This window comes from uncultured Ellagibacter sp. (assembly GCF_934636505.1).
GTDB lineage: Bacteria > Actinomycetota > Coriobacteriia > Coriobacteriales > Eggerthellaceae > Ellagibacter.
Genome location: NZ_CAKUAL010000008.1, coordinates 37,126 through 48,723, shown reverse-complemented (window position 1 = coordinate 48,723; position 11,598 = coordinate 37,126). Strand labels below are relative to the sequence as shown.

General features: G+C 62.8%; 11 protein-coding genes and 1 pseudogene. All 12 read right to left on the bottom strand.

Translation table 11 applies throughout. The features are described 5' to 3' along the window. Positions 1 to 456, bottom strand: a pseudogene (locus Q0G18_RS02015) (UPF0104 family protein); the annotation flags it as partial. Between the two features lie 21 nt (positions 457 to 477). After that, complete coding sequence (gene purH / locus Q0G18_RS02010; protein ID WP_297149051.1) at positions 478 to 2,088, bottom strand: bifunctional phosphoribosylaminoimidazolecarboxamide formyltransferase/IMP cyclohydrolase; 1,611 nt, start codon at positions 2,086 to 2,088, stop codon at positions 478 to 480. 89 nt (positions 2,089 to 2,177) lie between these two features. After that, entirely contained in the window at positions 2,178 to 3,167 is a 990-nt protein-coding gene (locus tag Q0G18_RS02005; RefSeq protein ID WP_297149049.1) for an XdhC family protein, read from the bottom strand. 164 nt (positions 3,168 to 3,331) lie between these two features. Then, entirely contained in the window at positions 3,332 to 3,946 is a 615-nt protein-coding gene (gene purN / locus Q0G18_RS02000) for a phosphoribosylglycinamide formyltransferase (RefSeq protein ID WP_297149047.1), read from the bottom strand. 111 nt (positions 3,947 to 4,057) lie between these two features. After that, positions 4,058 to 4,414, bottom strand: a complete 357-nt coding sequence (locus Q0G18_RS01995) for a hypothetical protein (protein WP_297149045.1) — start codon at positions 4,412 to 4,414, stop codon at positions 4,058 to 4,060. A gap of 517 nt (positions 4,415 to 4,931) precedes the next feature. Then, positions 4,932 to 6,377 carry a sodium-dependent transporter gene (locus Q0G18_RS01990; RefSeq protein WP_297149044.1) on the bottom strand — a complete coding sequence of 482 codons (1,446 nt, stop codon included), beginning with the start codon at positions 6,375 to 6,377 and terminating at the stop codon, positions 4,932 to 4,934. Positions 6,378 to 6,426: 49 nt separating this feature from the next. Then, a complete protein-coding gene (locus tag Q0G18_RS01985; RefSeq protein ID WP_297149043.1) occupies positions 6,427 to 6,630 on the bottom strand; it encodes a hypothetical protein in 204 nt (67 codons plus the stop codon). A gap of 30 nt (positions 6,631 to 6,660) precedes the next feature. Then, a complete protein-coding gene (locus tag Q0G18_RS01980; protein WP_297149041.1) occupies positions 6,661 to 6,939 on the bottom strand; it encodes a type II toxin-antitoxin system YafQ family toxin in 279 nt (92 codons plus the stop codon). Between the two features lie 3 nt (positions 6,940 to 6,942). Next, positions 6,943 to 7,233, bottom strand: a complete 291-nt coding sequence (locus tag Q0G18_RS01975) for a type II toxin-antitoxin system RelB/DinJ family antitoxin (protein WP_297149040.1) — start codon at positions 7,231 to 7,233, stop codon at positions 6,943 to 6,945. Positions 7,234 to 7,439: 206 nt separating this feature from the next. Continuing rightward, positions 7,440 to 8,519 carry a phosphoribosylformylglycinamidine cyclo-ligase gene (gene purM, locus Q0G18_RS01970; RefSeq protein ID WP_297149039.1) on the bottom strand — a complete coding sequence of 360 codons (1,080 nt, stop codon included), beginning with the start codon at positions 8,517 to 8,519 and terminating at the stop codon, positions 7,440 to 7,442. Positions 8,520 to 8,558: 39 nt separating this feature from the next. Continuing rightward, positions 8,559 to 10,064, bottom strand: coding sequence for an amidophosphoribosyltransferase (purF, locus tag Q0G18_RS01965; RefSeq protein ID WP_297149037.1), 1,506 nt, complete (start codon positions 10,062 to 10,064; stop codon positions 8,559 to 8,561). Next, a complete protein-coding gene (locus tag Q0G18_RS01960) occupies positions 10,061 to 11,038 on the bottom strand; it encodes a class B sortase (RefSeq protein ID WP_297149035.1) in 978 nt (325 codons plus the stop codon). The genes purF and Q0G18_RS01960 overlap by 4 nt, the downstream gene beginning before the upstream one ends. Between the last annotated feature and the right edge of the window lie 560 nt (positions 11,039 to 11,598).

Genomic DNA, 11,598 nt, shown 5'->3' with positions numbered 1-11,598 from the left:
CCACACAGGCGAAAGGCCCACCGTGACCAGCAGGATAAGGAACGCCAAGATCATGATGGTGCAGAAGGCGCCGTCGATCGTGATCTGCATGAGCAGTGCTGCCGACGTGGCCTTGCCGGGCGATATCCCGCGGCGGCGCGCGTCATCGACCACAAGCGTGGTGCCCGCCAGATTGAGCGACGGCGCGATCGTGTTCATGAAGAAGGTGCCGAACACGAGCGGCAGCGTGGTGCGCGGGGCCATATGCTCCCCCACCGCGCGGAAGCACGACGAGTACGCGAAGCTCTGCGAGACGTACTTGCACAGCTGGGTGAGAATGGCCGCGACGAGCGGGATCGTGGAGCCGCGCTGCATGGTCTCGGCGAGTTCGGCCAGCTGGTCGCCCCGCAAGAACACCACCGCCAAAACGATGATGAGCACGAGGCCGACCAGCAGATTTCTGATGCTGAACTTCACAGTTGAGGTTCGTCCCTGTCCCTAGTGGCGGAAGTGGCGATGCCCGGTGAAGACCATCGCGATGCCATGCTCGTTGGCGGCCTGAATGCACTCCTCGTCGCGGATGGAGCCGCCCGGCTGGATGATGGCGGTCACGCCCCACTCGGACAGCGTGTCCACATTGTCGCGGAAGGGGAAGAACGCGTCGGACGCGCACACCAGCCCCTCGGCCGGCACGCCCATGCGATCGCACGCCTCGTGGGCGCGCTTGCACGCGATGAGTGCGGAGTCGACGCGGTTCGGCTGGCCGGGGCCCATGCCGATGCCCGCATGGTCGCGCGACACGAGAATGGCGTTGCTCTTCACGCCCTTGCACACGCGCCACGCGAAGAGCAGCTCGTGCATCTCCTCGTCGGTCGGCTTGCGGTCGGTGGGCACCGTGAAAGTGGCGGGGTCTTCGGCGACACGGTCGACGTCCTGCACGAGGATGCCGCCGTCAACCGAGCGGAACTCGAGCGCGGAAGGCGCGTCGACGCCGCCGGTGGCGAGCACGCGCAGGTTCTTCTTCTGCTGCAGAAGCTCGAGCGCGTCGGGCGCGAACGAGGGCGCGATAAGCACTTCCACGAAGAGATGGTTCTCGTTGATGTGGTCGACCACATCCTTCGTGACCTCGCGGTTTGCCGCGATGATTCCACCGTAAGCGCTCTTCGGGTCGCATGCGAAGGCCTTGTCGAAGGCAGCAACCACGCTCTCGGCAGTGGCCGATCCGCACGGGTTCTGGTGCTTCAAGATGACCACGGCGGGCTCGTCGAACTCGCGCACGAGCGACCAGCAGGCGTCGGTGTCGAGGATGTTGTTGTAGGAAAGCTCCTTGCCGTTGAGTTGCTCGGCGTTCACGAGGCTGTGCTCGCTCTCGAAGTCGGGCAGGCGGTAGAAGGCGGCTTCCTGATGCGGATTCTCGCCGTAGCGCAGCCCCTGCTGCTTGACCATGTACAGGTCGTAGTAGTCGGGGAACTCGCCTTCGCCCTCGGCCTCGAGGGAGTCGTCCTCCTCGGCGAGCTGTTCGAACATCCAGTCGGCGATGGCCCCGTCGTAAGAGCTCGTGGTCTCAAACACGTTCAAGGCCAAGCGGGCGCGGGTCGAGCGCTTCGTGGCGCCATCGTTTTCGCGCATCTCGGCCAGGATGTCATTGTAGCTTTCGGGGTCGGTGACCACGGCCACGCTCTCGAAGTTCTTCGCGGCGCTGCGCAGCATCGACGGGCCACCGATGTCGATATTCTCGATGCAGGTGCCGAAATCGGCGCCGGATTCCACCGTCTTCTCGAAGGCGTACAGGTTCACGACGACCATGTCGATCATCTGGATGCCGTGCTCGGCGGCTTCGGCCATGTGCTGAGGGTTGTCGCGCTTCGCCAAAAGCCCGCCGTGTACCATCGGGTGCAGCGTCTTCACACGACCGTCCATCATCTCGGGAAAATGCGTCACCTCGTCGATGGGGGTCACCGGAACACCCGCTTCGGCGATGACCTTCGCGGTACCGCCCGTCGAGATGATTTCCGCGCCGAACTCGTCGTGCAGCACACGCGCGAAGTCGACGACGCCCGTCTTGTCGGTCACCGACATGAGGACGCGTTTGATCTTGGGATCAGCCATGTATGTTCTCCTCTCAAGAGTTGGAACTTCTTTAAGGGTGCGCGGCCCTACGCCCACCGCGCACCTCGCGCAAGCCAGGGAAGCAGTCGCTATCGTCCAAGCGACTGATCGTGCCTTTCGCGGGCCTCATCACTGTAGCGCTCCTTGTAGCGCACGTCGATGAGCTCTGCGACGATAGCGATCGCCAATTCGGCGGGCGTCTTCGCACCGAACTTCAAGCCAATGGGACGCTTGATAGAATTCCACTGCTCCTCGGTGACGCCGCGCGAGGTCACGAGGTCGTGCACCGTGGTGTTCTTCCCCTTGCAGCCCATCATGCCCACGTAGTGCACGTTGTGGCGAACCGCCCACACGCACGATTCGGGGTCGAACATGTGCCCGCGCGTGAGCACGCAGACGTAATCGGCGGGCGCGGCGTGATACTCGTCGAGACCGTCGAAGTTGTCGCCCGGAAGCTCGATGCGCGCGGCGTCGGGGAAGCGCTCCTCAGAGATGTAGGCGGGGTCGTAATCGACGACCGTCACCTTGAAGCCGACGTGGGTTGCAAGCGCGGAAAGCTCGCTCGCGGCGTCGGAGGCGCCCAAAAGCCACACGTGGACCTGGTCGAACAGCGCGACGGAGCGCCAGGTCAAGCCTTCGAACTGCTCGTTGTGCATCGAGGGGCCGCGCGTGACGTCCTTCATCTGGAACATGTCGCGCGGGCTCGGCGTGCGCGAGGACACGATTTCCTTCGCGTCGTTGCAGAAGAAGACGAGCGGCTCGCCGTCGGCGGAACCCTGGTCGCCGTACTTCTTGGTGACCTCGTTGTCGGTGTTCTTCTGCGCCTCGGCGGCGTCGTAAATCACCTTGAAGCCGAGCCACGCCAAGTCACCCTCGTCGACGGCGCGGACGGCGCGCTCGAACGTGGGAATGTCGGCCTCGGTCAGGCTCTTCGCAATGACGTCGAGATAATCGGGGGCAACGTGGTTGTTCCCCGCGAGCGCCTCAGCGGAAAAGCAGGGGAAATCCTCCGACGAGAGATGCGGGGTCTGGCCCGCCTTCAAGTCGTCGATGATGGATTGCAGCACGGCCTTGTTCATGGAGCTGTCCTTTCTTCAAACCGTTTCCCGACGCCGCCGCTAAGGGGCCTTAAACGTCGCGCCATCGACGCCGGCGCTGGGGCCGGCATCGCGTTCCCGACGCCGCCGCGAGGTAGCGCCGCACTTGACAACGCCGGCGCAGAGGGCCGGCGTCGCAGTTGCCATCAGCTGATGTGAACCTTGTTCGTGGAGGGGTCGACGGCGACGCGCCCTTCGGCGATCAGCCCGATGACCTCGGGATAGAGCACATGTTCCACATCGTGGATCTTTGCCTCGAGCGTATCGAGTGTATCGCTTTCGGCCACCGGGACCGCACGCTGCGCAACGATAGGACCCTTATCGTAGTCGGCGTTCGCGAAGTGCACCGTGACGCCCGTCACCTTCACGCCTGCGTTAAACGCGTCAGCGATAGCGTGCGCGCCCTTGAACGACGGCAGGAGCGCCGGGTGCAGGTTGAGCACGCGATTGAGGAACGCGTCGAGCATGACAGAAGTCACCTTGCGCATGTAGCCCGCCATGACCACGTATTCCGCACCCGCTTCCCGAAGCGCCTCGACGATCTGCGCGTCGGCTGCGAGCACGTCGGCGTATTTCTCGCGATTCATCACGAGCGTGGGAATTCCCGCCGCACGCGCGCGCTCGATACCGTACGCGTCGGGGCGCGACGACACGACGAGCACGATGTCGGTAGGCAGGCCCTCGACAATCGCGTCGATGATCGCCTGCAAGTTCGTTCCGCTGCCCGAAAGCAGCACGCCAATCTTAAGTCTGTCGGTCACGTAACCGCCCTTTCCGCAAGATGAGCCGAACCATCGAAGGAATGGGCCGGCGACACAGCAACAAACAGTATACGCAAAAGGCGCGCCGATTCCGCCGCAGAAGCACAAGCGTCAACTGATTAGCATCGATGACGTCCCCTCTCGGGGAATTGGGGGAAGCAACGGGGCGGGAGGCAGGGAAGTTGGCGCGAGGGGCAGGGGCGCCGTCTGTCCCAGACGCTTCGCCGAAAACAGCTCGCCGACGTTCAAGCTGGCGACGGACGCGTTCAGCACGTTGAAGCCGATCGTCGTGAGGAAGTCGGTCGCCACGAGGAAGCCGAGCGATGTGATCGCCATTGAGCTGCCGAAGCCGAACGCCATGATCGCCTTTACGCTACCAGCGCCGAACGCCATCGCGAGGGCCTTCTTCACGAAAATCGGGTCGCCGTGGACAAAATCGGTCGATATGCGAGCGACGTCGGGCGGCACGATGTCGGACTCGCATTCCCGCCGATTTGCGACCTGGGCTTTCTCTTTCGAGCCACTCGGGGGAAACCCGCAGATAGCCGCGGCGACTCACATATCGGCGTTTTTTGTCCACGACGACCCGAAATCGAGAAAGAACGCGCATTCGGAGACCGCGCCCGACAGGCGAGCCGATATCGAGACGCCACACATTCGACAGGCCTCATCCAGCAGATGAGCTGAAACCGAGAAAGAGCACCACCCCCTTCGAGAGCTTGTACCTCGGCGAAGTGCTCTACCCCAGGACTACCCCAGGAACCACGGGAAGCGAAGCTTGCGACCAGACGAGGCGTTCGTCACAGGAACCATAAGAAGCAAAGCCTCATCTCGACGAGGGCATCTGCTGCAGGAGCCACGGGAAGCGAAACCCTCAGCTCGGGGTGCCCGCAACTCGGGAGAGCCCGCAGCCGGGGAGACCCACAGATCGGGAAACCCGCAGCCCGGAAGCCCTCTTCCCGCGAAAGTCGCGCAGCCCCGAATATTACCCTGCAAGCCCTAGCCATGCGGCAATCTTCGGAGCGTACCCCAGCACGAAGATGACGAGAATCAGCACGGGAATCCCGAACTTCAGCCACAGGCGCGCGCACGCCGGGAAGCGCACGCCCCGGCCCGCGTTGGTCTCGGCGAGGAAGTTTTCCCAGCCCCAGCCCCTGCGCGTCGTACAGAACAGCACGAAGAACAGCGCGCCTAAGGGAAGCAGGTTGTTCGACACGATGAAGTCCTCGATCGATTGGATGTCACCGACCGCCGGTACGGTCACGCCCGAAAGGACGTTAAAGCCGAGCGCGCACGGCAGCGACAGCACGAGAACGAGGACCGCCGTGATCACGGCAGCGCGGCGGCGGGGGATGCCCCATTTGTCTATCGACCAGCTGATGAGGTTCTCGAACACGGCAATCACCGTCGAAAGCGCGGCAAAGCTCATGAACACGAAGAACAGCGCGCCCCACACGTTGCCCAAAGGCATCTGCCCGAACACCACAGGCAGCGTCACGAACACAAGAGATGGCCCCTGATCAGGACTTACACCGTATGCGAAGCATGCAGGGAAGATGATGAGGCCCGCCAGGACGGCGACGACGGTGTTGAGCGCAGTCACCGAAATCGCCTCGCCGGCAAGGCTGCGCTCGCGACCAATGTAGGACCCGAAGATTTCCATCGAAGCCATGCCGAGCGAAAGCGAGAAAAGCGCCTGCCCCATCGCAGCGAACACCGCGTCGCTGAACGTCGCCCACTGCTCCGCCACCGTTGCACCCGCGAACAGGCGCGAGAAGTCGGGCACGAGGTAAAACGCGATCCCCTCCCCCGCGCCTGGCAGCGTCACCGCGCGCACGCACAGCACAATCATAACCACGAACAGCGTCGCCATCATCCACTTGGTAATGCGCTCGACGCCCTTCTGCAGGCCCATGCCGCACACAACCGCGCCGACCACGACCGCCACCACCATCCACGCGATAAGCCCCACGGGGTCAGCAAGCATGCCCGAAAACACGGCCGCGGTCATCTGCGCATCCGCCCCGTCGAACACGCCCGACGCCATCTTCGGCACATAGGAAAGCATCCAGCCGCACACAGTGGTGTAGAACATCATGAGCACCGTGCAGCCAATGAAGCCCCACCAGGAGAACCAATGCCACGCACCCGAAGGCTGCAGCTTGTCGAACGCCTGCGCCGCCGACTTCTGCGACGCGCGCCCGACCGCAAACTCCATCACCATGACGGGCAGCCCCAAAATCACGAGGAACACCAGGTAGATGAGGAAAAATGCCGCGCCACCGTACTGCCCTGTGATGTAGGGGAAGCGCCACACGTTCCCCAGCCCGATCGCGCACCCAGCGCTGATGAGGATGAATCCCAAACGCGACGCGAAATGCTCGCGCGAGGGCGTTGCCGCGGATGCGGCGGGCGTGCTCTGCTCTGGCATACTACTTTGTTCCCTATCTTTCTCGACGCGCCCCATGCGCGTCAAGCGCTTATTGTAGCGCAGGGACGGCGTCCTTCGCGCGCGTCTCAGGCTCGACCGTAGTGTAGGTGTACTGTGTGAGCGACGTGCCCACCACGGCGACGATGTCGACGAAGAGATACAGCGCGAAATGCTCGTCGGAACGCATCTTCTCGTGATGCTCGACGACGTCGGTCGCAGGCTCGATGCCAGCCACACCGATCACCGCGAACACAAGGCGCCACGAGTCGGTACCGAGCGGGCTCTAGATTCCCAACAATTCGCTATGAGATCCAGTCCTTACCGCCGTGAGCACGAGAAGATTTGAATCAATGCGATATATCAGTAGCCAGTCTGGTTCAATATGGCATTCCCTATGGCCATGATACGTTCCCGATAAAGCATGGTCCCGATTGCGCTCCGGTAAAGGCTCCCCGCTACGCAACATCGTAATGACCTCATCGATTTTGGCAAGTTCGGCTCCTTGCTTTCTCTTGCGCTTCATGCCTTTCTTGAACTGCGAGGTGAAAGCGACATCAAGCATAAGTTACTCACCAGAGTCGTCGAAAACCGCCGCCCACATTTCCTTGTTAGTTTTATAAGGCCCCGAAACGCGGCCATTTACCGCATCATCCATCGCTGCAAGCGTTTCCGAGGAATAGCCGTTGGGGTTCGAGGAATCGAAGGGGAAGCCTCCTCGTCTGTTGAAAGCAGAAACGAACATTCGCAACGCGTTGCTCGGCGACGTCCCGATGGCGTCGCACGTTTCAACAAAGCGTTTTTTCTCCGCATCGGTTACTTTCGTAGAAAGCGGTGCACTGATAGCTGCAGAAGCCATCGTCTGCTCTCCTCCCTTATTTAAGCTTCTTTTTTAAGCTATGAGCTTTCATTGACTTCTATTGTATGCTTTTCACGAATAAACCTCAAGCATGGCACCAGAACGTAAAGAAGGCCCCGTATCGAGGCCTTCTCCGCAATGCACATTCAATCCCAGGTGAGCAGTCCGCAGCATGCCACGAAGCCACCCATTTTAAGGACTATCTCCTAGCCTTCGTAGCCGTACAGGTTTCCTTCGCCCGCGTATTCCACTTCGCCTTCGCCGGAGACGATGCGGCCCACGCGATAGGTGGTCTCGCCCGCCTTCGCGAGCGCGGCCTCCACCTCGTCCGCACGGTCGGGGTCGACGATCAAGACCATGCCGACACCCATGTTGAAGGTTTTGAGCGCCTGGCCCTCGGAGAGGTCGGCCGCCTCGCACACGTACTTCGCGATGGCGGGAACGGGCCATGTGCCCAGATCGACCTGGGCATTCACCTGCGAATTCAGCGCGCGATTGAGGTTCTCGGTGATGCCACCGCCCGTGATGTGCGCAAGCGCACGCACAGCCTTGGGGCACTCGGCGAGCACGGAGAGCACCTGCTTCACGTAGATGCGCGTCGGGGTGAGCAGCGCCTCGCCCACCGACTGGCCGCCGAGCGCGTCAACGGGTGCCAAAAGCTCCTCGGTGCTCTTCCCCTCCACGCACACCTTGCGCGCGAGCGAGTAGCCATTGGAGTGCAAGCCCGACGACGCAAGTCCGATGAGCACATCGCCCTCGCGCACGCTTTCGGGATCGAGCATCTTCGGGCGGTCGACCACGCCCACCGTGAAGCCGGACAAGTCGTAATCGTCAGGGTCCATAACACCGGGGTGCTCAGCCATCTCGCCGCCGATGAGTGCACAGCCCGCCTGACGGCAGCCCTCTCCGATGCCCGCGACAACTTCCGCCACATGCTCGCGGCGCAGCTTGCCGATCGCGATGTAATCCAGGAAGAACAGCGGCTCGGCGCCGCAAGCGAGGATGTCGTTCACGCACATGGCGACAAGGTCGATGCCCACCGTGCCATGCTTGCCGACAAGCTGGGCTACCTTGAGCTTGGTGCCCACGCCATCGGTGCCCGACACGAGCAGCGGGTCCTCCATCCCCTTCGCCGCCGCAATGGAGAACAGGCCGCCAAAGCCGCCGATGTCGCCCACGACCTCGGGGCGGTAGGTTGAATGCACGGTCTCCTTGATCGCATCGACCGCTCGCGCGCCCTCGGCCGTATCAACGCCCGCCGCCGCGTAGGTGATTTCCTCGCTCACTTTTCGCTCCTTCTCGTAACGTTCCCATCCTGCAAGCAATTACAGGGTGACCTGGGTTTTCTCAGCTTTCTCATTCTCGCGCGCGTATTCTGCGGCGAAATCCGCCTTGGTCATGAAGCTCTTCTTGGCCGTGGAGGGCGGAATCTCCACGGGGTAGTCGCCCGAGAAACACGCCTCGCAAAAGCCGGGTTCGCGCACGTCGGGAAGCGACTCGCGCAGGCCGGGCAAGCTGATGAACGCGAGCGAGTCGGCGCCCATCCACTCGCACATCTCCTCGTTGGTCATGTTCGCGGCGATGAGCTGGTCGCGCGTGTCGGTGTCGATGCCGTAGAAGCACGGCCAGAGCACCTCGGGGCTCACGATGCGCATGTGGACCTCGGTGGCGCCTGCCTGGCGCAGCATCTCGATGAGCTTTTTGGAGGTGTTGCCGCGCACGATGGAATCGTCGATCACGACGAGGCGCTTGCCCGAGATGACGCTCGGCAGCGGGTTCAGCTTCAGGCGAATGCCCAGCTGGCGCATGGCCTGCGTCGGCTGGATGAACGTGCGGCCCACGTAGCGGTTCTTCACGATGCCGTCGGCGTAGGGGATGCCGCTTTCGAAGGCGAAGCCCATGGCCGAGGGGATTCCCGAGTCGGGCACGCCGAGCACCAGATCCGCATCGGCCGGCGCCTCGCGCGCCAAGATGCGGCCCATGTTGCGCCTGGCCTGGTAGACCGACTGGCCGTCCATCACCGAGTCGGGGCGGGCGAAGTACACGTACTCGAAGATGCAGCTCGCGCGGCGGCCGGCGGGCACGCCCTGCTCGGAAGTGACGCCGTCTTTGCTGAAGCGCACGATTTCGCCCGGGTTCACGTCACGCACGTATTCCGCGCCCACGATATCAAGGCCGCAGGTCTCGGACGAAACGACCCAACCGCGGTCGTCGGGAAGCTTGCCCATGCACAGCGGGCGGATGCCGTTCGGATCGCGGAAGGCGTAGAGGCAGTCGGGGCTCGCGAGCACCATGGCGTAGGCGCCCTTCAGATGCTCCATGGCGAAGCGGATGCCTTCACGCAGGTGGTGCGTCTTTTTGGTGATGTCGCCGATCGCCTTCGCTGCTACCTCGGAGTCGGTGCCGGCACGAAGCTGGATGCCCTCGTCGATCAGGCGGGCGCGCAGGCTGTTCGTGTTCACGAGCGTGCCGTTGTGCGCGAGGGCGATGAGCGTCTCATCGATCGCCGAGATGTGGGGCTGGGCGGCTTCCCACGACGCCGCGGCGCCGGAAGTGGAATAGCGCGCGTGGCCGACCGCCACAAAGCCGGTGAGCGCAGCGAGGCTCGCCTCGTCGAACACCTGCGTGACCAGGCCCAAGTCCTTGGAAACCATAATGGTCTCGCCATCCCCCACAGCGATTCCCGCGCTTTCCTGCCCGCGGTGCTGAAGCGCCTGCAGGCCGAAGCACGTCATACGCGCGACGTCCTCACCAGGGGCGAAGACGCCGAACACGGCACATTCCTCTTCGAGGCGGTCGGGTCGTTCGCCCGGCAGTATCGAAGTGCTCATGAAACGATCTCCTTTGCTGCATCGTCTATTGTCGCGGCCGCGCTGGGATCGACCATGCCGGCCCCGCCGCTGCCGCCGTTTGCGTTGTTCGCATTGCTTGCGTTGTTCGTATTGTTCGCAGCCGAACCTTCAGACACCGTACCAGAAGAATTGACAGCGGCGTATTCGACCGGCACACAGCACAGCACGTAGCGCGCGTCCGTGTTGCTATCGCAGGTAGAAAACATGAAGAAGCGGGAAATGGCCGACGCGTCGGGCGCCGCCGGGTCGCACTCGACGATGCTGCGGCTGATCTTGTCGGCAACATAGGAGGTGAAGGCGACGTCGCTTTCGAACTTCGTCTGCACGATCGATTCCGACCCGCTGCAGTGGACAAGCGACACCGACTGCAGGCGCCACGAGCCCTTCGGGGTGAGCAGGTACACCGTGCGATGCTCGTTGAACTGCTCGGCGTCGGCGAAATCGGCGATCGCGGCGAACATTTCCCCATTCTGCAGGTGATGGCCCTGCACGATATTGTTCTTGTCCGAGAAATCGGCAGCATTCGACGCAAGCAGGTACGGCGTGCCGTAGGTAGGCAGCCACCATCCGCCCGAATTGCCCTGGAAATCAACGGTGAGGTACTTGTCGGGATTCGACTCGGGCGCATGGACGATGGGGTAATTCACGTTCGTGCCCGGGATGAAGATCCACCCGACCGTGTCGGGGTTGATCGCGAGAAGGGCATCCCAATCGACGGTGAGGTCGACAAGCGATATGCCAGACGCGTCAGAGAGCGCGGAGTCGGAAAGGAACGCCTTATCGGCCACGTCGTCGTAGGATTTCTGGCCCTCGTGATAAGTGAGCAGGATGCTTCCCAAGGCGAATGCAGCCGCAAGGAACACCACGATAGCCACGATGAGAATCGCGGTCCAAAGACCGAAACGCCGCTTCCGCGCAGGAGCAACCGCGCGTGCAGGAGCGGTCGCACGCATATGCGCGCCCCCGTTGAACTGCGCTTCCCCTCGCCCTCGACGATTCGTGGACATACTCGCCTTTCCGTGGGATTCCCCACTGCGGAGCCCGCGCCCCGCAATCCGTGCTTTCGCTGAAACCTCACTATAATAAGCGACGCCCCCGAGCGGGGGCGCCACAGGTGCTCGCATACGCAAATTTCATCGGCAAGCGCGCCCTGCTAGGAAGGAGCGCCTCGGTCGCCGCGCGCCGAACGGGTTCGGGGCAACGCGGTATGCCCGACGGCCAGCCCGCCTCGCAGGCGCGATGCGACCGACAATCGGCGGCCCACTCGCCCCCCCCCTGCGTGCGGGCGCGGTTGCGGCTCGAACGTCAATGCCGTCGACGTCCCGCCGGGCCGCTCGCCAACGCGATGCGGCTACTTCTTCTTGAGCTCGTCGATGAAGCCCTTCGCGATGCACGCGACGATGATGATGACGATGACGGCAACGATGCCGGCGATAATCCCCGGATTGTCGGGAATGAAGCTCAAATCCATGACGGCCCCTCTTTCAAACGCGACGCAAATGCGTCTATCGGT